A 20,612-nucleotide genomic window follows, 5' to 3' on the forward strand; every position below is an offset into this window, starting at 1 on the left:
GCCATACATATTTTGAAAAAGGCCGTCTGCAAAATCAGCTATGCCTGTTTGCAGACGGCTTATGCGTTTAATCGGCGGTTTCCGTCCGTTTGAAATGGCGCGGACGGAAGCCCAGTAAAGCCAGTGCCGCGAAATATAATCCGCCGCCGCCGGCAATCAATATACACAGTTGCAACGCTTTTTGCAGGCCGCCTGCTTCAACCCATTCAAACGGCAGGCAGGTTTGCGCTGCCCACAGTCCGCCGCCCATCACCAGCAGTGCCGCCAGCATTTTCGCCAAAAATATCCCCCAGCCTTTGCCCGGCCGGTAGATGTCGTGTTTTCTCAGCAGGAAAAACAGCAATCCTGCATTCAAACACGCACCCAAACCGATGGCCAGCGACAGGCCGACGTGTTTCAGCGGGCCGATAAAGGCCAAGTTCATCAGTTGCGTGCAAATCAGTGTGAAAATGGCGATTTTGACCGGCGTTTTAATGTTTTGACGGGCGTAAAAACCGGGTGCGAGCACTTTAATCATAATCAGCCCGATGAGGCCGAAAGAGTAGGCGATGAGTGCGTTTTGCGTCATGAGCGCATCGTTGAGGGTAAACTCTTTATACATAAACAACGTGGCCACCAGCGGAAACGACAAGACCGCCAAGCCTACCGCTGCCGGCAGCGTCAGCAGCATACACAGGCGCAGCCCCCAATCGAGCAGGCCGGAAAACTCTTGGGTATTGTTGCCGGCGGCGTGTTTCGACAAAGTCGGCAGCAGAATCGTACCGAGTGCCACGCCGAGCACGCCCGTGGGCAATTCCATCAGGCGGTCGGCGTAATACATCCACGACACGCTGCCCGACTGCAAAAACGAAGCAAAAATCGTATTGATGACCAGCGAAACCTGCGCCACGGATACGCCCAAAATCGCAGGAGCCATCTGCTTCATCACACGGTTGACCGCCGCGTCTTTAAAGTTCAGCTTGGGCATTTTCAAAAAACCCAGCTTCGCCAGCCAAGGAAGTTGGAACGCCAACTGCAATACGCCGCCGACAAATACCGCCCAAGCCAGCGCCATTACGGGCGGATTGAAATACGGCACGAAAAACAGCGCGAACACGATAAACGATACGTTCAACAGCGTCGGCGTAAATGCGGGAATACTGAATTTATGATAGGAATTCAGAATCGAGCCCACAAAAGACGACAGCGAAATCAAGAAAATATACGGAAACGTAATCCTCAAGAGGTCAATCGAAAGCTGGAATTTGTCGGGACTTTTCGCAAAGCCCGGTGCGGAAACGTAAATCACCCACGGTGCGGCCAAAATACCGATTGCGGTAACAATCACCAACACAAACGACAACATGCCGGCCACATGGCGCACAAATGCCTGAGTCGCCTCGGGCGAGCGGTTTTCCTTGTATTCCGCCAATATCGGTACAAACGCCTGCGCGAATGCACCTTCGGCAAAAATCCGCCGCAACAGGTTGGGCAGTTTGAACGCCACAAAAAACGCGTCAGTCGCCATTCCCGCACCAAACGCACGGGCAATAATGGTGTCGCGCACGAAACCCAATATGCGAGATACCATCGTCAGGCTGCCGACTTTGGCCAAAGCACCTAATAAATTCATTTTATTGTTTCAAATGGTTGTTTCAGAAAATGCGCGCGCAGGCAAAGAGCGGATGCCGGTACTTCCCGACGAAACGGCGTATTGCCGCGCTGCCGCATCGTGGAAATATGTTTCGCGCAGAGTAAAGATACAAATTGGAATTGTACCGCCTTTTGCAGCGGTTCAGGATATTTGTTGCCGCAAGATTTTGCAGACGGCATAAACCCAAAAATTGTACCGATTTCCATGCCGCAAATCCAAATAAAATACATACAGATGGTTTCAACGGGCATCAAAACCGAAAAAGCAGAAAATGTTTGCAGGCATTCCACAGCGAGAGAAAAGGGTGATGGGATTGCTTAATACCGCAAGCAGATTGCACCTGAAAACAGCATATTTTACAGACGGCATAACCCCGCCCAAACAATATCCCGACAAACAGACACTTATCCTTTATAATATCAAACCTTATCCGAATACTTCGTTCAGACGGCATTCGCCCGAACCAGCAGCAATGCCGTCTGCAAACCCAGCGGGAACACCATGAAATTTATCGACGAAGCAAAAATCGAAGTCATCGCCGGACGCGGCGGCAACGGCGCGGCGAGTTTCCGCCGTGAAAAATTCGTACCGCGCGGCGGCCCCGACGGCGGCGACGGCGGCAAAGGCGGCAGCGTATGGGCAGTGGCCGACGAAAACATCAACACCTTGGTCGAATACCGTTTTGTCAAACGCTACCAAGCCAAAAATGGCGAGAAAGGCCACGGCTCCGACCGCTACGGCGCAGGCGCGGACGACATCGAGCTGCGTATGCCCGTGGGCACGCTGATCCGCGACTTGGATACCGACGAAATCGTCGCCGACCTCACCCACCACGGCCAACGCGTTATCTTGGCGCGCGGCGGCAAAGGCGGCTTGGGCAACATCCACTTCAAATCATCGGTCAACCGTGCCCCCAAACAAGCCACGCCGGGCGAAGAAGGCGAAGCGCGTTCGCTGCAACTGGAACTGAAAGTCTTGGCCGATGTCGGCTTGCTCGGTATGCCGAACGCCGGCAAATCCACGCTGATTACCGCCGTATCCGCCGCCCGCCCCAAAATCGCCGACTACCCCTTCACCACCATGCACCCCAATTTGGGCGTGGTGCGTCTCGACGAAAACCACAGCTTCGTCATGGCCGACATCCCCGGCCTGATTGAAGGTGCGGCTGAAGGCGCAGGCTTGGGACACCGCTTCCTCAAACATTTGCAACGCACCGGCCTGCTGCTGCACGTTGTCGATCTGGCACCGTTTGACGAGAACGTCAACCCCGCTGCCGAAGCCTTGGCGATTGTGGAAGAGCTGCGCAAATACGATGCGGAACTGTACGACAAACCGCGCTGGCTGGTGCTCAACAAACTCGATATCCTCGATGAAGAAGAAGCCGAAGCCCGCACCGCCGAGTTTCTCAAACAAATCGGCTGGAATTACCCCGAACCGGACGACCGCTTCGAATTCGACATGACCACCCCGCGCCTCTTCAAAATCAGCGCATTGGCGCATCAGGGTACGCAGGATTTGGTGCGCCAAATCAACCAATACCTCTCCGAGAAAAAACGCTTGGCGGCATTGGAAGAAGCCGCCGCCAAAGCAGCGGCTGCACCGGAAGCGGCGGAGCAACAGCCGAAAACCGATACCAGCGTGTTTTTGGCGGAGTAAGTTTGTGATAAAAGGCCGTCTGAAAGATTTCTGATATTTGCAGACGGCCTTTATTGCTAACAAACAAAGCACCACTTAACAATAGGTTAAAATATGAAAATTCTGCACCCCGACAACCAGTGTTTTTTATACGATGATGCGGATAAGCAGAGTATTCTTCGTTATGCTCTCTTGCTTCAAGGGCGGACTTTGGGCGAGATGGCTTGCCTTACCGGCAATAATGATTTGCAAAGTGGAAATAAAGGAAAATTCGGTCAGATTTTAGAGAAATATTATTTTTTCAAAAAACTGAACTCCGATTCCCGCCCTGATTTTTATGAAGCAGGTATAGAACTCAAATCTTCCCCACTAAAAAAATTCAGTAAAAAATCTATAATCAGGGCAAAAGAATGATTGGTTCTCAACATCATCAATTATGAGCAAATTGTAAACCAAGATTTCGCAAATAGCTCATTTTTACTTAAAAATGCTCATATTTTGTTGGTATTTTATGTTTACGACCGCAATCAGTCTGTTTTTGAATATCCGATTCGGTTAGTCGGTTTATGGGACTTTCCAAATGATGATTTAAACATCATCAGGCAGGATTGGCAGACCATTCAGCAAAAAGTAAAATCGGGGAAAGCGCACGAATTGTCGGAGGGTGATACTTTTTATTTGGGTGCGTGCACTAAAGGAACAAATGCTGAATCTTTGCGCACACAACCGTTTTCTCACATTCCGGCAAAACAACGGGCCTTCTCTTTAAAGCAAGGCTACGTTAACCATATTATTGCGCAACTTTCAGGTATTTCAGACGGATCATTTGGAAAAATTCTCCGCACATCCGACAAGAAATCTTTAGAAAATACCGTTATCGACAGGTTTTCCTTATATTACGGTTTATCTGAAACTGAGATTATCGACAAATTGAATTTATCCGAGCAACGAAAATCCAAACAGTTCTACGCCATCCTTACTAAAGCTATTTTAGGTATAGACTCCGATAAGGAAATTGAAGAATTCTCCAAGGCCGATATTGTCGTTAAAACCATCAGAATTCAGGAAAAAAATAACCTACCTAAAGAACATATTTCTTTTCCGTCATTCAAGTATACTGAAATCTTTAACGAGAAAAGTTGGGAAGAAAGCAGTTTGCACCAACTGATTGATAAAAAATTTCTGTTTGTTTTTTTCAAATATTCGGGCAATACCCTTTTTTTAGAAAAAGTTGTCTTTTGGACTATGCCTTATGATGATAAAAAGCAAGCATTCAAAATTTGGCAAGATTTGAAAGCACTGCTGACAAGCGGACAAATCGTCAAATCTATTTATAAAAAATCAGGTCGGAGGGCAACCTATTTTACCGACATCAAAAATAACGTAATGCACGTTCGCCCTCATGCCCGAAATGCTGCTGATACTTATCCCCTACCCAAAGCAGATGTGCTGACCAGACTAACCTCCTATACGAAGCATTGTTTTTGGCTGAATGCGGAATATGTTCGAGATGAAATTTATTTAAAAAACATTGATCATTTTGTCAGATTCAGGTAAGCTGACCGAAAAATTGCAACTCACCAGAGATTGAAGTGGATAAGAACCATATCAAAGTAGTAGAACTGTTTGCAGGTGTGGGCGGCTTCCGTTTGGGTTTGGAAGCTGCTTCCAGCAATTATCAAACGGTTTGGGCAAACCAATGGGAACCCGGTAAAAAATCCCAACATGCTTATGATTGCTATGTACGACATTTCGGCACAGTAAATCACACTAATGAAAATATCAGCACAGCCAAACACAGCATTCCCAAACATGATTTTTTAGTCGGAGGTTTTCCTTGCCAAGATTACTCCGTTGCCCGCACAGGGGCAGCAGGAATTGAAGGGAAAAAAGGAGTGTTATGGTGGGACATCCGCGATATTATTGAGGCTAATCATCCTAAATGGATTTTATTGGAAAATGTAGATCGCCTGCTGAAATCCCCATCAAATCAGAGAGGTAAAGACTTCGGCGTTATGCTTCGCTGCCTATACGATTTAGGGTATACGGTAGAATGGCGTGTAATCAATGCTGCTGAATACGGTCATGCCCAACGCCGTCGTCGTATTTTTATTTTTGCCTGTAAACGAGAATCGGGAATTGCAACTCAACTATTCCTGAATGACCCAGTCCGATGGTTGCTTGAAGATGGGATTTTTGCCAAAGCATTTCCTGTCCTCAATACGATTTCCAAGAACCGTCAAAGCCATACCTCTATTTCAGACGGCCTTGAGGATTTGAAAGCCGTTTCCGACAGGTTTACCGCTGACTTTTACAACGCTGGAGTAATGATAGATAGCAAAGTTTATTCATTAGAAACCATACCGGAGCCACACACACCAACCACCTTAGGTAGCATTTTAGAAACCCGCGCAGTCGAAGAGCATTATTTTTTAAACGGTAATTTGGAAAAGTGGCAATATTTGAAAGGGGCAAAAAGAATCCCTCGAATAAAACCTAATGGAGAGCCTTACTTTTTTGCCGAGGGTAGTATGAGTTTCCCTGACAGTTTGGATTTGCCTGCACGAACCATGCTGACCAGCGAATCGAGTGTCAACCGCAGCACCCATGTTGTTACCGATAAAAAAAGCGGCCAGCTCCGTTTACTGACCCCTATTGAGTGCGAACGCTTAAACGGCTTTCCCGACGATTGGACAAATACGGGAATGCCGCAGAAATTCCGTTATTTCACAATGGGAAATGCTTTGGTTGTACCCATTATTCAAAAAATCGGCGAAGAATTATTAAGACGCTAAATTTCTATTGTCTATTTTTAAATTTTTAATTTATTTAATACCCATGCTAAACCTCTACAACACCCTCACCCGTCAAAAAGAACCCTTCACCCCCATCAATCCCGAAAACGTGCGTATGTACGTTTGCGGCATGACCGTGTACGACTACTGCCACTTGGGCCACGCCCGCGTGATGGTGGTGTTCGACATGATTGCCCGTTGGCTGCGCCAGAGCGGCTATCCGCTCACTTATGTGCGCAACATCACCGACATTGACGACAAAATCATCGCCCGTGCTGCGGAAAACAGCGAGACCATTGGCGAACTGACCGCGCGTTTTATCCAAGCAATGAACGAAGATGCCGATGCCTTGGGTGTGTTGCGCCCCGACGAAGAGCCGAAGGCTACCGGGCATATCGCGCAAATGATTGCCATGATTGAATCTTTGATTGCCAACGGCAAGGCTTATCCGGCGGCCAACGGCGACGTATATTATGCCGTGCGCGAGTTTCCGGCCTATGGCCAGCTTTCCGGCAAGTCTTTAGATGATTTGCGGGCGGGCGAACGCGTGGAAGTGGACGGTTTCAAACGCGATCCTTTGGATTTTGTGTTGTGGAAGGCTGCCAAAGCGGGAGAGCCGTCTTGGGAAAGCCCGTGGGGTCAGGGCCGTCCGGGCTGGCATATCGAATGTTCGGCCATGGGGGGAAACCTCTTCGGCAATACCTTTGACATCCACGGCGGCGGTGCGGATTTGCAGTTTCCGCACCATGAAAACGAAATTGCCCAAAGCGTGGGCGCACTCGGCCATACCTGCGGCCACGACCACGGCGGCAAAACCATCGCCAGCCATGTGAAATACTGGCTGCACAACGGCTTTATCCGTGTGGACGGCGAAAAAATGTCCAAATCGCTGGGTAATTTCTTCACCATCCGCGAAGTGTTGAAACAGTACGATGCCGAAGTGGTGCGCTTCTTTATCCTGCGCGCCCACTACCGCAGTCCGCTGAACTACTCTGACGCGCATTTGGACGATGCCAAAGGCGCGCTGACCCGCCTGTACACCACCTTGAAAAACACCGTGCCGTCCGAATTTGCCTTGAGCGAAGCGGCCAACGACTACACCCGCCGCTTTTTCGCCGCGATGGACGACGACTTCAATACCGTTGAAGCGATGGCGGTATTGTTCGAGCTGGCGGGCGAAGTCAATAAAACCGGCAGTGCGGAGCTGGCAGGCTGCCTGAAGGCTCTGGGCGGTGTGTTGGGCTTGCTGCAACGAAACCCGACCGAGTTTCTGCAAGGCGGCAATACCGTTTCAGACGGCCTGTCCAACGAAGAAATCGATGCTTTGATCGAGGCGCGCAAACAGGCGCGTGCCGATAAAAACTGGGCAGAATCCGACCGCATCCGCGATGTGTTGAACGCAGCCAAGATTATTTTGGAAGACGGCGCGGGCGGCACGACTTGGCGGCGGGGATAATCACAAGAAGCGGATGTTTGTCCGCTTCTTGTGCGCCAAAAAGCCGTCTGCAAAACTGCCGATGGTCGGATATGCAGACGGCTTGGCGCATTTCGAGCGCCGGCGGATAAAGCCGTCTGTAAAAATAATTTGGATACGGCAACCGTATTCATGATTGGTTTCGATGACGAAAGTACCTCATGACCGCACCCATGTACATCTTATTACTGTTGGCTTTGATTTTCGCCAATGCACCGTTTCTTACCCAAAAGCTCTTGGGCGTAATCCCTTTGGCGAAGAAACACTTCGGCCATCATCTGCTGGAGCTGTTTATCGGCTTCGGCATCACAGCCGCATTGGCCTATCTGCTCGAATCACGCGCAGGAGTCGTACAGCCGCAGGGTTGGGAGTTTTACGCGATTAATATCTGCCTGTATCTGATTTTCGCCTTCCCGTGTTTCGTGTGGCGTTACTTCTGGCACAGCCGCAACCGCGAATAGGCCGTCTGAAAAGCTGTGAATGAAAGGAAAGCGTGATGTTCGGCATCACTGATATTGTGACTTATACTTTGGCTGTGGTAGTACTGATTCTGCTACCCGGTCCAAACTCTATGTTTTGCATGGCGGTGGCAGGACAATACGGTGTCAAAACCGCCCGTCGCGCCATTGCGGGTACGTTTCTTGGCAACGGCACACTGATTACCGCCTCCGCCCTCGGCGCAGGATCGTTACTGAAAGCCTATCCGTTTTTATTTGACGGTATCAAGCTGGCAGGCGGTTGCTATCTGGCCTACATCGGCCTGAAACTCATCCTCGGTGCGTGGCAAAATTGGCACAACGGCAAACCGGTCGAAGAAATCCGCATTCACTCACCGCATGTTTTCAAGAAAGCCCTCACTATTGCCCTGCTCAACCCTAAAGGATTGCTGTTTTTCCCATCTATGATGGTGCAGTTTGTCGATATTAGCTATCCCCACCCATTAGTCAGTTTTTTGATTTTAGGTTTGATTTTTCAAACCGTCAGTCTGATTTATCTGAACGCGATGGCACCGATGGCTGACCGCATCAGCCGTTGGGCGGCGCACTACCGCAAAACCGGCGCAGCAGGCAAAGGCGGCGTGGGAGCCTTGTTTTTAGCCTTCGCCGCCAAATTGTGGACGGCAGCCGCTTCGTAAAACGTGTTTCATCCAATATTCAGACGGCCTTTCCAAGCCCTCAGGCCGTCTGAAACCCGTATGCTTCTGCTGTATTTGTTTATGAGCGTCTTTAAACGTAAGAAAGAATCACAATGAAATTGGACTTCAGACCATTGATTGATCATCCGGCATTGGTTCCGGCAAGTATTTACCGCTTAAGTGAAATCTTAGCGGATCATCATCAAATTGGCGTGGCGGAAATTTGTCCCGATTTTGCCGACGGTCTGTTGTTAAGCCAAGAATACGGCGTGCCGCTCGAGATGGAATTAAACTGCCTTGTAGTTGAAGGTGTGCGAGGGGAGGAAAAACGCTATGCCGCCATTGTCTTGCCTTATGGCAAGCGTGCCAACACAGGCAGCATGGTCAAACAGCAGCTCGATGCGAAGAAAGTATCGTTCGCCCCGCTGGATTATGTCCTTGAAACCACCGGTATGGAGTTCGGCAGCATTACCCCGCTAGGTTTGCCGGATGACTGGCTGGTGTTGGTAGACAGCAGTATTGCTGAAAAAGATCGGGTGATTGTCGGAGGAGGCTTTGTCCGATCAAAAATCATGCTGCCGACCGCTTTATTGTTATCACTGCCGAATATGGTGTTATTAGACGGATTGGCCAAGGATTAAGCCATCAGATAAATTTTTTCAGACGGCCTGAATAGACAGAAAGGCCGTCTGAACCGCATACCCATCATCAGGAAACCCGCCATGACCCTGCAAAACCTTTCACAAGCCAAGCTGATTGTCGTCAAAGTCGGTTCCAGCCTCGTTACCGCCGAAGGCAAAGGCATAGACCAAGCCGCGCTCAACCGTTGGGCGACGCAGATTGCCGAACTCAAAGCCAAAGGCACCAACGTGATTTTCGTGTCCAGCGGCGCGATTGCCGAGGGCATCAAACGGCTGGGCTGGGCAAAGCGTCCCACTGCCATCAACGAATTGCAGGCCGCCGCCGCCGTCGGCCAGATGGGCATCGCACAGGCCTACGAATACGCCTTTGCCTACCACCAAATCCATACCGCACAAGTATTGCTGACCCATGAAGACCTGAGCAACCGCACCCGCTACCTCAACGCCCGCAGCACCCTGCTGACCTTGGTTGAAAAAGGCATCGTGCCGATTATCAACGAAAACGACACCGTTACCACCGACGAAATCAAGCTCGGCGACAACGACACCTTGGGCGCGCTCGTGACCAACCTCGTCGATGCCGACGCGCTGGTGATTCTGACCGACCAAAGCGGCTTATACGACAGCGACCCGCGCAAAAATCCGGCCGCCAAATTTATCCGTCAAATCGAAGCCGAACATCCCGATTTGGAAAACATGGCGGGCGGTGCGGGCAGCAGCGTCGGCACCGGCGGCATGTACACCAAAGTCACCGCCGCCAAACGTGCGGCACTGAGCGGCGCATCCACCGTCATCGCCAGCGGCCGCGAGCCGAATGTATTGGTGCGCCTGCAACAGGGCGAGAGCATCGGCACACTGTTTACCAGCGCACACAGCCGCGTGGCCGCCCGCAAACAATGGCTGCTCGGCCATGTGCAGATTGCCGGCAAAGTAATGGTTGACCGCGGAGCCGCCCGCGCCGTTGCCGAACAACACGCCAGCCTGCTGAGCGTCGGCTGCGTGGCGGTAGAAGGCAGTTTCCACCGCGGCGAACTGGTGGCGGTGGTCGATACCGAAGGCAGGGAAATCGCCCGCGGCCTCATCAATTACAGCAGCGGGGAAACCGCCAAACTGCTGCAAACCGATTCCGAGCATATCGCCGCCAAACTCGGCTACGCCCACGAAGACGAGCTTATCCACCGCGACAACATGGCAGTTCGGCGTTAACAGGCATAATGCCCGTTGATGTGTTGTAACCGTACCAAGCCGTCTGTAAAAGGAATTTACAGACGGCTTTTTGCAGTTTGTTTGTTTGGTAAGATGGGGCAACACAGGCTGCGGTGTATGGAAGCCGTCTGCAAAAGCATAGCCGTTTCAATCTGACGGCAGATTGTACCGACAGCAAGATAAGTATAGTCTTTTATAGTCATTTAAAATAAGAATGATACAGCGTTGCTTTGCCTTGCCGTACTATGTGTACTGTCTGCGGCTTCGCTGCCTTGTCTCATTCTCATTTTATTCGACTATAGTTTTGCCGTTTCAGCAATGCGGTTGAGCCTGAAAACTTTGAAAAAAGCCGTCTGCAAATGGGATTTACAGACGGCTGTTCGCATGGATACGGCTTGAAAACACGGTTTGCGGTGCGGTTGGGGCGTATCAAAAACGCATCAGCCGTGCCGTCCGAATGCGGGAAATATTGATATGGCATTGAAATGCGCGCGGTTGTTTATCAAACTGCTGTGTGTCAAACTGAAAAAGCGGGAAGCGCAGCAAGGGTAAAATGCAGACGGCATTATTCCGCGCCGACAACCACAATATGCAGATTTTTAGGGTCGACGCGGCGTTGCCAAACTTCTTTGATTTGTTCTACGGTCAGCTTTTCCACTGCTTTTGGGTAGGCTTCGAGGTAATCGTCCGGCAGGTCGTATTCGCCGATTAAGGTCAGGTAGCCCAGCAACTTGGCATTGGAATCAAAGCGCAGGGGGAAGCTGCCGATGATGTTGGCTTTGGCTTGGCGCAGTTCGTCTTCGGTCGGACCTTCGGCAATAAATTGTTCAACCACGGCTTGCGTATCGGCAAGAGCGGCGCGGGTGTTTTGCTTTTGGGTGGAAAACGAAATGCTGAACGCGCCTGCTTCGGCCGCAGGCTCGAGACTGCTGTGTACGCCGTATGTGTAGCCTTTGCGGTCGCGGAGCTGCTGCATCAGACGGCTGTCGAAACCGCCGCCGCCCAGAATGTAGTTGCCGGCGACAAGGGCGTAATAGTCGGGGTCTTTGCGCGTAATCAGCGGCATACCGAGTATGACGTGCGCCTGTTCTCCGGCAAACGGGATTTCCGTGCGGCCGGCGGTTTGTTGTGCCACAGGTGGTACGCGGCGTTCGGCAGCGGCTTGTTCGGGCAGACCTTTTAAGGCTTCGCGAACCAGTTTCTCGGCTTGGCGGCGGCCGACATCGCCGACAATGGCGACAACGGCGTTGTCTTTGCCGTAGCGGGTGCGGTGGAAAGCGCGGATGTCGTCAAGCGTAACATTTTTAAGACCGGTTATGCTCACTTTGGCGCTGCTGCCGTAAGGGTGGTGCGGATAGGCGAGGCGGGTAAAGGCGCGGCCGGCATTAAATCCGGGCATGGTTTCCATTTGTTGCAGCGCGGTAATGGCTTGGTTTTGGCGGCGTCGGAATACTTCGGGGGCGAAACGCGGTGCGGTCAGTGCTTGGTTGAGCAGCGTAACCGCCTGTTTGAGATGGTGCGGTTTGCTCAGGCTGCGGAGGGAAACAGACGCGCTTTCCTGATCGGCAGCGGCGGCGATGTTGACGGCGGCATCGTTGGTTTTTTCATTAAAGGCTTCTTCGTCCAGCTTGCGCGTGCCGCCGGTTAGGAGCGCGGCGGTAAATTCGGCTACTTGGTTTTTGTTGTCCGGATTGAATACGCTGCCTGCGCCTTTGAAGCTGATTTCCATGTCGACAATAGGGTTGTCGTGCCGCGCTACCAGCAGGACTTGCGTACCTTCGGCGGTTGTCCAGCGTTGGATGTCGATGGCTTGGGCAGTAGGGAGCAGCAGGAGCATGAGGGGAATGAGAAATTTTGCAGTCATGGCAGTATCTTTAAAAACGGGGGCAAATGCCGTCTGCAAAATAAGGGTTCGGTCGGTATGCCAAACCGTATTTGCAGACGGCCTTGACGGTATCGGAAGCGGAAAGGCGGTGCGGTCAAGGCATCGCAAAGTGTTTAACGGTGTTCCGGTTTGACCACCACCACGCCGGAGCGGTTGTCGGTCAGCAGTTTGGCGGCGGCCTGAATGTCCGACGGGCGGACGGCTTGCAGACGGCGGCGGATTTCGGCTTCATCAGTGTATCGGAAACCGCGTGTTTCCAAACGTCCCATCAGCGAGGCTTGCGCGCTCATGGAGTCGCGTGCGTAAATTTCATCGGCATAGGCGCGTTTTTGCACGCGCGACAATTCGTCTTTGCCGATACCGTTTTCCGCAATATCGCGGATTTCGGCACGAATCTGATCAATCAGCGCGTGTTCGGAAACCTCTTCGGCAGGCATGGCGGTAATGTTGAACAACGGCATTTCGCGGCTGAGCAAATCGTAGCTCGCACCCACGCTTAAGGCAGATTGTTTGCCGCGTACCAGACGGCTGTCGAAACGGCTGGAGGAGTTGCCGGCCAGAATATCGGCCAGCACATCGAGTGCGTAAGGAATGTTGTCGTCCAACTGCTTCAGCGGCGGTACGCGGTAGGAAAGCGCAATCAGCGGTTGGCGGGTAACGGCGGAAGTGGTTTCGGTATAAGCAGGCGCGCGCTCTGCTGGTTCGGTTAAGTCGTTGCGCGGCGGCGTATCTTTTGCGGGAATGCCGCCGAACAGCTCGGAGGCCGTCTGTATTGTTCGGGCAGCGTCCACATCGCCGACCACCACCAAGACGGCGTTGTTCGGCGCATAATATTGCCGGTACCAATTGCGTAAGTCTTCTGCCGTCAGCGTGTGCAGATCGTCCATATAACCGATGACGGCGGCGCGCATGGAGGGCTTGGTAAAGCTGTTGAGATAAATATGCTCCCACAGTTTGCCGGCGGCGGAATCTTCGGTGCGCTGGCGGCGTTCTTCGCGGATAACGCTCATTTCATTGAGAAATTCGTCATTGCTGAAATTGAGGTTTTGCATACGGTCGGCTTCGAGTGCCAATACCTCGGGCAGATTGGCAGCGGCAATGTTTTCATAATAAACGGTTTCGCTGCGGTTGGTGTAGGCATTGTTTTTGCCGCCCAACGCCGATACGGTGCGGTTGAACACTCCGGAAGGTACGTTTGGCGTACCTTTAAACATCATGTGTTCGAGCGCGTGGCTCAAGCCGCTTTTGCCGGGCTGCTCGTCTATGCTGCCGACTTTATACCAAAGCTGTGCCACCGCAACCGGTGCGCGCCGGTCTTCTTTCACAATAACCTTCAGACCGTTGGGCAGGGTGTGCGACAGGGTTTGCGCCCACGCGGGCAGGGCAAACGCAAGAGAAAGGACAAAAAGCGAACGGAGCATGGCATTTTCTCGAAACAGGAAATGTTTGATGATAACGGCTTTCGTTTGAATGGGCAAACGGCGGGAGGTTGGTGCATTTTGTGGTATAGTCGGTTCCAATCAAGAAAGGGCGGAACACTGCCGCCGCTTTAAACCCATCGGAACCCGTATGCACACCAAACGACTTGCCGACACCATCGGCCATACCCCCTTAGTCCGCCTCGAACGCGTTGCCGCGCACACCCAAGCGCAGGTTTGGGCGAAACTCGAAGGCAACAACCCCGCCGGTTCGGTCAAAGACCGCCCCGCCTACCACATGATCGCACAGGCCGAAGCACGCGGCGACATCCGCCCCGGCGACACCCTGATCGAAGCCACCAGCGGCAACACCGGCATCGCGCTGGCCATGGCCGCCGCCGTCAAAGGCTACCGCCTGATTCTGCTCATGCCCGCCAATTCCACACAAGAGCGCAAAGACGCGATGGCCGCCTACGGTGCGGAACTGATTGAAACCGAAAGCATGGAAGCCGCCCGCGACCAAGCCTTGGCCATGCAGGAGCAGGGCTTGGGCAAAGTGCTCGATCAGTTCAACAACCCCGACAACAAAGAAGCGCACTACCTCACCACCGGTCCCGAAATTTGGGCGCAAACCGAAGGCAAAATCACCCACTTCGTCAGCTCAATGGGTACTACCGGCACCATCACCGGCGTGGCGCGTTATTTGAAAGAACAAAACCCCGCCGTCCGCATCATCGGCCTGCAACCGGACGAGCAGTCCGCCATCGCCGGTATCCGCCGCTGGCCTGCCGCCTATATGCCGGGTATCTTCGAGGCCGATTTGATTGATGAAACATTGGATGTCAGCCAGCAGGAAGCCGAAGCCTTTATGCGCCGCCTCGCCCGCGAAGAAGGCGTGTTTGCCGGAGTGTCCTCCGGCGCGGCGGCTTTGAAGGCCGTGGAAATTGCCGAACAAAACCCGGGCGCGGTAGTGGTGTGCATCATCTGCGACCGCGGCGACCGCTATTTGTCCACAGGTTTGTTCAGTCCGCGATAGATATTGTGCCGAACGCTGTTTTGAAAATGGAAAAGGCCGTCTGCAAAATCGGGTTTCGGTATTTGCAGACGGCCTTTTGTATGTTCGAATCATTCAGCATAAGATAAGGCAGCCAAAGTAGCAGCAGTACAGGCAGTAAGGCGCGGCGGAACGGCTGTTTCAGCAGCTTGGCAAAGCCTTATTTTTTAAGCAAAGCGCGGCAATGCCGTATCGTTTTGTGTTATGGCTGTTACACAGATTTTATTCGGCGTTTGCCCGCTCCAGCAGCGCGAAACCTTCCTTATCATTACGCGGGCGCGCACCCTGCCAGCGTTTTACCCAGCCTTGCGGTGTGGCGGTATCTTTCGGCTGTTGAACGAGACGGTAACGGCATTCCGCATGGCCGGTATGCAGGGCGATGTCGCTGTACTGTCCCCAAGCAAGGCGCGCGCGGCGGTCGTTTTCGGCAACATAAAGGCATTCGCGGCCGTCTGCAAACTGCTTCGATAATTCAGACGGCAGGGCGGCCTGCATTTGTTTGACAACCGGTTCGTAGCTCTTGGCCGCGTCCAGCCACGGCAGGAATAGCGTCATCAGCAAAGCCCAAACCAGCGTAACGCCTGCCGCCCAGTTGGTTACCGCCTGGCGGCCTTTGATGTTTTTCCGTGTAATGGCCAGCAGCCACAACGGGGTAAACAAAATCGCCACCATCATCGGCACAATGTCGGTTTCCGGCGTGTAATACGGGCTGAAATATGCCGCACGTTCGGCAAGTTTCGCCGGCCAGCCGTAGTTCATGGCGAAAAAACCCACCCAAAGAAAGGCGGCGGTCAAGCCGAAAGCCATAATGCCGAACCAGTTGATGAATGCTGCTGCGCCACGCCGCAAACCGTCTAACTGCGCCGCACCGAGCAATGCCAGCGGCGGCAGCAACCACATCAAATAGTCTTGAAACTGGCGCGGCATGGCGGCCAGCAGCACCAGCGTAACGGCAATCCATGAAACCGCCAATATGCTCCACGGCTGGGAATCGGTGCGTATGCGGGTCAGTGTCCAAACGGCCAAGGGCCATGCAGGAAGCGCAAACCATAGCAGGTTTTTCAGATAGTAGGGCAGGGAAAAGGCCGTCTGCACATTGGCAATGCCGCCGAACTCGCCGAAAATGTGGCGGTTGAGCCACAGCTCAAACATATCCGGCTGTAATTTGAACAGCAGAAACGGATAAACCACCAACAGCGGCAATCCGACCGCCAATGCGCCAAACAGCGTGATGTAATAGCGTTTGAACCGCCATTGCGGGTGCAGCGGCAGAACCAAGGCCATGGCCAGCAAAGCCAGCGGCAGGGCGAAACCGGCGGTAAGCGACAGCAGCGCCGCGCCGCCGCCCAGCAGCAGCGAAGAAACGATAACGCGGCGGCGGGCCAGCGAAAAACCGTTTAACACCATGCCCAATGCGGCAAAACCGACGGTCATGTCGCTCATGAAATGCGCCATCTGCAGCAGGCCGAAGCAGCCGATTAAAATCAGTACCACGCTGCGGCCGTGGTGCCGTCCGAGAAAGTTGAAGCCGGCAAAACCGCAACAGGTCAGCCCGATTACGGTAAACAGCACGCTGGCAAACCGTGCGGCATCATAAGCACCGGCCGCCCACGGCGTGAGCAGGTTTTGAAAAGCCGCCGCCGTCCAAAGATACACGGGGGAAATACGGAAATCGGTTTCCCCCAAAACATCGGCAACCAAGGGCGATGCGCCGCTTTGCATGGCTTCTACGGCGGCGAAAACGGCAGGCTCGCCCGGATTCCACAGCCCGTGTGAAAATACGCCCGGCCACAGCCAAGCAAACGCCATCAGCAGCAGCAACCACGGCTGTTCGCGGGTTTTGGCAATCGGTCGGGATTCGGGCGGGGTGTAGGTCAGCATGATGGATATTGTATTTGCAAAGAGACTTAGTGTAACAAATTCTTCACGCAACGGGAAACGGCGTATGAAAGGCCGTCTGTAAAATGTTTTATGGTGTGCGGCAGGCAGTTGAAATCCGAGCGGCGGGAGAAAGCATCATCGCTTGCCGGTAAGGTGTCGATATGCAGACGGCATTTTGGTGCGGGAGGCGTACTTTTGCTGCGAAATCTTTTGTGCTGATGTAAAAAAAGACCGCTGAAGCGGTCTTTTTTGGGCAAAATCCAAACGGATTAGCGTTTGAACAGGTTGCCGAATTTGTTGTTGAAGCGGTCAACGCGACCGGTGGTGTCCACGATTTTTTGAGTGCCGGTGTAGAACGGGTGGCACAAAGAGCAAACCTCGATGTTGAAGCTGTCTTTTTCCATCGCAGATTTGGTAGTGAATTTGTTACCGCAAGAGCAGTTTACAGTGATTTCGTGGTAATTTGGGTGAATACCTTGTTTCATGGAATTTCCTTTCTGTTAAGCGGGTATAGGGGTTTTGCCTATACTTCAAGACAAGCTGGCAATTATTGCTATTTTTTGCTGTTTCGTCAAGCGGATATTGTGCCGTTTGGTGGTTTTGCAACAGCACGCGGCTTTGGTGGTATAGTCATGCCGTCTGAACATTCGGGGTGTGCCGATGAAAACCAAAATCCTTTTGAAACTCCTGATGGTGTTGGGGCGTATGCTGCCGCCTTCGTACAGCAGACCGTTCGGCAAGTCGGCAAAAGCCGTGCGTTACCGGCTGGCGGCGGCAATCAGCCCGAACATCGGGCGCAACGCCAATATTGAAAAAGGTGCGTATGTGCTGCCCGATACGGTGTTGGGAGAGAATTCGGGCATCGGCGTAAACTGCGAAATCTGCCGCGGTCTGACCATCGGCAAGCGCGTGATGATGGGGCCGGAGTGTCTGTTTTATTCGACCGCACACCGTTTTGATCGAGAACGGCGCGTATTCAACGGCTATACGGAAGTCAAGCCGATTGTGGTGGAAGACGATGTATGGATAGGCCGCCGCGCCATCATTATGGGCGGGGTAACCATCGGGCGCGGAGCAGTGATTGGCGCGGGTGCGGTGGTAACGAAAGACGTGCCGCCCTATACGCTGGCGGCGGGCAATCCGGCAGTGGTGATAAAGTCGCTGCTCGACTGATTTGCAGACGGCTTTCAATCTTGCTGTCTTTCCTATATCATTGTTCTGTTATTTCAAAAGGAAACCGCCATGTATGAAGTTAACCGCAGCGTATTCTTGCTGATTCCGCTGGAACCGTTTTGGAACTGGCTGCAAAGTTTGCCGGGCAACCATCTCGACGGTATTGCGCTGGAGGATTTGCAGGCAGATGCCAATGCTTATCTGGTGCGCCCGTGTGAAACTTCCGACGAGGTTTGGGACGAAATCGAAGCGCGGTTTGAAGACATTTTTGCCGCTGAACTTGCCGACTGGTGTGAAGATGAAAGCGAATGGCCGGATTTGCACGCCGATATTTTCAACGAGTGGTTTGATATCCAGCTTTCTACCGTGATTACCGATTTGGAAGCCGAACCTTTGGCCCGTGAGGCTTTCCAGCCCATCAATCTGAATTGATTTGCCGCAAGTATCCGCGTTTATGCCGTCTGCAAAAAGGCGGTATGCGCGGGAATCGGCGTAAACAGCAATGAATTTTTTTGTCCGAAACTATCATCTGGACGGCTACGGTCATGTCAACCATGCGCGTTATCTCGAATTTCTCGAAGAAGCGCGCTGGACGTTTTTTGATGAACACAACCTGCTGCCGTTACCGGACGGCGTACAGCTGGTGGTTGCCCGTATCGACATCCGCTACCGCCGTGCCGCCAAAGCGGGCGATGTGTTGCGGGTGTCCAACCAAATTAAGGAGCTGACCGCACGCCATTTGGTGTTGCGCCAGCAGATAATGTTTGCGGAAAGCGGCAAAAGCGCGGTTGAGGCAGAGATTACCTTGATGCCGGTTGACGGCGCGAGCGGCCGCAGTATCCGCTTTCCCGAAAAAATTTCAGCTTTTTTGCAGACCTTACCCACAAAATGAAAAAACTGCTTACCCTTGTCGCAATCGCCGTTGTCGGCGTATTGTTGGCTTTTGTCCTGATTCCCGAAAACAAAACCGCACCGGCATTCAACCTGCCCGATTTGCAGGGCAAACCTGTTTCCAATGCCGATTTGCAGGGCAAAGTTACCTTTATCAATTTTTGGTTTCCCTCCTGCCCCGGCTGCGTGAGCGAAATGCCCAAAGTCATCAAAATGGCCAACGATTATCAGGGCAAGGATTTCCAAGTTTTAGGGATTTCCCAGCCGTTTGACCCGATTGAAAGCGTGCATGAATACGTTAAGCAATACGGGCTGCCGTTTACCGTGATGTACGACGGCGATAAAGCCGCCGCCCAAGCTTTCGGTACACAGGTTTATCCGACTTCGTTTTTGATTAACAAAAAAGGCGAAGTGCTGAAAACCTTTGTCGGCGAGCCTGATTTTAACGAGGTGTACAAAGAAATCGACCGCGAATTGGCCAAATAAATATCAAATATATTGTCGGACAAATCCGGTTGCGTGGTTTTATCCGACAGATCATCTCGAAATTCATAAAAGGCCGTCTGCAAAATCCATCATCGGTTTTGCAGACGGCCTTTACTTTTATAGTCATTTAAAATAAGAATGATACATCGTTGCTTTGCCTTGCCGTACTATGTGTACTGTCTGCGGCTTCGCTGCCTTGTCTCATTCTTATTTTATTCGACTATATATGTTCGGACAATAAGGCAGAAAAACGGAGGGCAGGACGCAGAAAGTACGGGTTTGCCGGCGTGCCGGCTTGGTTGCTCCCTTTGTTTTGAAAGAACGTATTCTTATTGGAATGGCTGTTTATCAAGATTTATTTTTGCGCCACACCCAGCAGCCATTCTTGAAACAGCTTGATTTTCTGCCGGTTGCCGTATTCCTTAGGATAAACCAAAAAATACGACAGCGGCGATACGGATTTGATGTCGGGAAACAGCCGCACCAGCCGTCCGCTCGCCGCATCGTCTTTTGCCATCACGCTGCGGGCAAGCGCCACGCCTTGTCCGTCTATCGCGGCTTGCAGCACGGCGGCGGAATTATTAATCTGCAAACCCTGTTTGAGCAGGAAAACCGGAACCCCCGCATCTTCAAACCATTGCTGCCACGACATAAAACCGCTTTGGCTGTCTAAAGACACATCATGAATGAGCGTGGCATTCAGCAGTTCGAAAGGCTCGCTTGTCGGGTGCCGTGCCAGCCAGTTGGGCGAGCAGACGGGGAAAATTTCTTCGTCCAGCAGTTTTTCGCTGTGCAGATTCGCCCAGCTGCCTTTGCCGTAGCGGATGCCTGCATCGATGTCGTGCGCGGCAAAATCCAGCAGCTGCAAATCGGTATGCAGCCGCACTGCAATGTCGGGATGAGCGGTCTGAAACTGCTCCAAACGCGGCAGCAGCCATTTGGCGGCAAAGGCAGGGCTTGTGGTCAGGGTAAGTGCGCAAGGATTGTTTGCCTGCTGCAACTGTGCCAACCCTTTTTCCAAACGGGCAAAGCCTGCCTGAATGTCCGGCAGGGCTTGCTTGGCAGGTTCGGTGAGCGCAAGGCGGGTTTTGCCGCTTTGGCTGCGATGGAAAAGCGGTGTGCCAAGCTGGGTTTCCAGTTGTTTCACCAACTGCCCGACTGCAGCCGAAGTTACAAACAACTCTTTGCCTGCTTCACTAAAACTGCCCAGCCGTGCGGTGCTTTCAAAGGCTTTTAGGGATTTTAGGTAGGGGGTGAGGGGCTTCATTATAAATCTACCATTAAACATTTTCTTTATTATACCCA

General features: G+C 52.4%; 18 protein-coding genes and 1 pseudogene. 13 read left to right on the forward strand and 6 right to left on the reverse strand.

Annotated features, from left to right (window positions below; genetic code table 11):
* Positions 1 to 67: 67 nt before the first annotated feature.
* A complete protein-coding gene (gene murJ, locus EL111_RS01125) occupies positions 68 to 1,612 on the reverse strand; it encodes a murein biosynthesis integral membrane protein MurJ (protein WP_123795202.1) in 1,545 nt (514 codons plus the stop codon).
* Between the two features lie 522 nt (positions 1,613 to 2,134).
* Between murJ and obgE the strand changes: the two genes are divergently transcribed.
* From obgE to proB, 8 genes and pseudogenes are all read left to right on the forward strand, one after another.
* A complete protein-coding gene (gene obgE / locus EL111_RS01130; protein ID WP_123795203.1) occupies positions 2,135 to 3,289 on the forward strand; it encodes a GTPase ObgE in 1,155 nt (384 codons plus the stop codon).
* A gap of 198 nt (positions 3,290 to 3,487) precedes the next feature.
* Positions 3,488 to 4,825: pseudogene (locus tag EL111_RS01135) on the forward strand (Sau3AI family type II restriction endonuclease).
* Positions 4,826 to 4,860: 35 nt separating this feature from the next.
* Positions 4,861 to 6,063, forward strand: a complete 1,203-nt coding sequence (gene dcm / locus EL111_RS01140; protein ID WP_231998391.1) for a DNA (cytosine-5-)-methyltransferase — start codon at positions 4,861 to 4,863, stop codon at positions 6,061 to 6,063.
* A 43-nt stretch (positions 6,064 to 6,106) separates the two neighbouring features.
* Positions 6,107 to 7,519 carry a cysteine--tRNA ligase gene (cysS, locus tag EL111_RS01145; RefSeq protein ID WP_123795205.1) on the forward strand — a complete coding sequence of 471 codons (1,413 nt, stop codon included), beginning with the start codon at positions 6,107 to 6,109 and terminating at the stop codon, positions 7,517 to 7,519.
* 179 nt (positions 7,520 to 7,698) lie between these two features.
* Positions 7,699 to 7,998, forward strand: coding sequence for a DUF2818 family protein (locus EL111_RS01150; protein WP_123795206.1), 300 nt, complete (start codon positions 7,699 to 7,701; stop codon positions 7,996 to 7,998).
* A 35-nt stretch (positions 7,999 to 8,033) separates the two neighbouring features.
* Positions 8,034 to 8,672 carry a leucine efflux protein LeuE gene (leuE, locus tag EL111_RS01155; RefSeq protein ID WP_123795207.1) on the forward strand — a complete coding sequence of 213 codons (639 nt, stop codon included), beginning with the start codon at positions 8,034 to 8,036 and terminating at the stop codon, positions 8,670 to 8,672.
* A 113-nt stretch (positions 8,673 to 8,785) separates the two neighbouring features.
* Positions 8,786 to 9,313 (forward strand): YbaK/EbsC family protein, encoded by a 528-nt coding sequence (locus EL111_RS01160; protein ID WP_123795208.1) that lies wholly within the window; start codon positions 8,786 to 8,788, stop codon positions 9,311 to 9,313.
* Positions 9,314 to 9,394: 81 nt separating this feature from the next.
* The gene (gene proB, locus EL111_RS01165) at positions 9,395 to 10,519 is read left to right on the forward strand and encodes a glutamate 5-kinase (protein WP_123795209.1); all 1,125 of its coding nucleotides are present in this window, start codon (positions 9,395 to 9,397) and stop codon (positions 10,517 to 10,519) included.
* A gap of 565 nt (positions 10,520 to 11,084) precedes the next feature.
* Here the strand turns inward: proB and EL111_RS01170 are convergent.
* Both EL111_RS01170 and EL111_RS01175 read right to left on the reverse strand, forming a co-directional pair.
* On the reverse strand, positions 11,085 to 12,383 hold the full coding sequence (locus EL111_RS01170; RefSeq protein ID WP_123795210.1) for a M16 family metallopeptidase: 1,299 nt from the start codon (positions 12,381 to 12,383) through the stop codon (positions 11,085 to 11,087).
* Between the two features lie 134 nt (positions 12,384 to 12,517).
* Positions 12,518 to 13,825 carry a M16 family metallopeptidase gene (locus tag EL111_RS01175; protein ID WP_123795211.1) on the reverse strand — a complete coding sequence of 436 codons (1,308 nt, stop codon included), beginning with the start codon at positions 13,823 to 13,825 and terminating at the stop codon, positions 12,518 to 12,520.
* 148 nt (positions 13,826 to 13,973) lie between these two features.
* Here EL111_RS01175 and cysM point away from each other — a divergent pair, with 148 nt between their 5' ends.
* Positions 13,974 to 14,858: a cysteine synthase CysM gene (gene cysM, locus EL111_RS01180; RefSeq protein ID WP_123795212.1), complete on the forward strand. Its 885-nt coding sequence runs from the start codon at positions 13,974 to 13,976 to the stop codon at positions 14,856 to 14,858.
* Positions 14,859 to 15,098: 240 nt separating this feature from the next.
* Here the strand turns inward: cysM and EL111_RS01185 are convergent, their stop codons facing one another.
* Both EL111_RS01185 and rpmE read right to left on the reverse strand, forming a co-directional pair.
* Positions 15,099 to 16,757, reverse strand: a complete 1,659-nt coding sequence (locus tag EL111_RS01185; RefSeq protein WP_123795213.1) for a glycosyltransferase family protein — start codon at positions 16,755 to 16,757, stop codon at positions 15,099 to 15,101.
* A 269-nt stretch (positions 16,758 to 17,026) separates the two neighbouring features.
* Positions 17,027 to 17,242 (reverse strand): 50S ribosomal protein L31, encoded by a 216-nt coding sequence (gene rpmE, locus EL111_RS01190; protein WP_123795214.1) that lies wholly within the window; start codon positions 17,240 to 17,242, stop codon positions 17,027 to 17,029.
* Between the two features lie 175 nt (positions 17,243 to 17,417).
* Between rpmE and EL111_RS01195 the strand changes: the two genes are divergently transcribed.
* The 4 genes from EL111_RS01195 to EL111_RS01210 all read left to right on the forward strand — a co-directional run bounded on the left by EL111_RS01195 (position 17,418) and on the right by EL111_RS01210 (position 19,307).
* Positions 17,418 to 17,930: an acyltransferase gene (locus tag EL111_RS01195; protein WP_123795215.1), complete on the forward strand. Its 513-nt coding sequence runs from the start codon at positions 17,418 to 17,420 to the stop codon at positions 17,928 to 17,930.
* Positions 17,931 to 17,999: 69 nt separating this feature from the next.
* Positions 18,000 to 18,362: a VacJ gene (locus EL111_RS01200; RefSeq protein ID WP_123795216.1), complete on the forward strand. Its 363-nt coding sequence runs from the start codon at positions 18,000 to 18,002 to the stop codon at positions 18,360 to 18,362.
* A 70-nt stretch (positions 18,363 to 18,432) separates the two neighbouring features.
* Positions 18,433 to 18,822, forward strand: coding sequence for an acyl-CoA thioesterase (locus tag EL111_RS01205; protein WP_123795217.1), 390 nt, complete (start codon positions 18,433 to 18,435; stop codon positions 18,820 to 18,822).
* A complete protein-coding gene (locus EL111_RS01210) occupies positions 18,819 to 19,307 on the forward strand; it encodes a peroxiredoxin family protein (RefSeq protein ID WP_123795218.1) in 489 nt (162 codons plus the stop codon). Before EL111_RS01205 ends, EL111_RS01210 begins: the two co-directional genes overlap by 4 nt.
* A 355-nt stretch (positions 19,308 to 19,662) precedes the next feature.
* Here EL111_RS01210 and gcvA read toward each other — a convergent pair whose 3' ends face one another.
* Entirely contained in the window at positions 19,663 to 20,574 is a 912-nt protein-coding gene (gcvA, locus tag EL111_RS01215) for a transcriptional regulator GcvA (protein WP_123795219.1), read from the reverse strand.
* Positions 20,575 to 20,612 lie beyond the last annotated feature (38 nt).

Origin of the sequence: Neisseria animalis, assembly GCF_900636515.1 — a bacterium.
GTDB lineage: Bacteria > Pseudomonadota > Gammaproteobacteria > Burkholderiales > Neisseriaceae > Neisseria > Neisseria animalis.

Coding starts and splice junctions, on each gene's coding strand:
- cysS (WP_123795205.1), top strand. CDS start 6,107: ATGCTAAACCTCTACAACACCCTCACCCGTCAAAAAGAACCCTTCACC.
- EL111_RS01195 (WP_123795215.1), top strand. CDS start 17,418: ATGAAAACCAAAATCCTTTTGAAACTCCTGATGGTGTTGGGGCGTATG.
- proB (WP_123795209.1), top strand. CDS start 9,395: ATGACCCTGCAAAACCTTTCACAAGCCAAGCTGATTGTCGTCAAAGTC.
- EL111_RS01200 (WP_123795216.1), top strand. CDS start 18,000: ATGTATGAAGTTAACCGCAGCGTATTCTTGCTGATTCCGCTGGAACCG.
- EL111_RS01150 (WP_123795206.1), top strand. CDS start 7,699: ATGACCGCACCCATGTACATCTTATTACTGTTGGCTTTGATTTTCGCC.
- rpmE (WP_123795214.1), bottom strand. CDS start 17,242: ATGAAACAAGGTATTCACCCAAATTACCACGAAATCACTGTAAACTGC.
- cysM (WP_123795212.1), top strand. CDS start 13,974: ATGCACACCAAACGACTTGCCGACACCATCGGCCATACCCCCTTAGTC.
- EL111_RS01160 (WP_123795208.1), top strand. CDS start 8,786: ATGAAATTGGACTTCAGACCATTGATTGATCATCCGGCATTGGTTCCG.
- murJ (WP_123795202.1), bottom strand. CDS start 1,612: ATGAATTTATTAGGTGCTTTGGCCAAAGTCGGCAGCCTGACGATGGTA.
- EL111_RS01205 (WP_123795217.1), top strand. CDS start 18,433: ATGAATTTTTTTGTCCGAAACTATCATCTGGACGGCTACGGTCATGTC.
- EL111_RS01210 (WP_123795218.1), top strand. CDS start 18,819: ATGAAAAAACTGCTTACCCTTGTCGCAATCGCCGTTGTCGGCGTATTG.
- leuE (WP_123795207.1), top strand. CDS start 8,034: ATGTTCGGCATCACTGATATTGTGACTTATACTTTGGCTGTGGTAGTA.
- EL111_RS01170 (WP_123795210.1), bottom strand. CDS start 12,383: ATGACTGCAAAATTTCTCATTCCCCTCATGCTCCTGCTGCTCCCTACT.
- obgE (WP_123795203.1), top strand. CDS start 2,135: ATGAAATTTATCGACGAAGCAAAAATCGAAGTCATCGCCGGACGCGGC.
- EL111_RS01185 (WP_123795213.1), bottom strand. CDS start 16,757: ATGCTGACCTACACCCCGCCCGAATCCCGACCGATTGCCAAAACCCGC.
- gcvA (WP_123795219.1), bottom strand. CDS start 20,574: ATGAAGCCCCTCACCCCCTACCTAAAATCCCTAAAAGCCTTTGAAAGC.
- EL111_RS01175 (WP_123795211.1), bottom strand. CDS start 13,825: ATGCTCCGTTCGCTTTTTGTCCTTTCTCTTGCGTTTGCCCTGCCCGCG.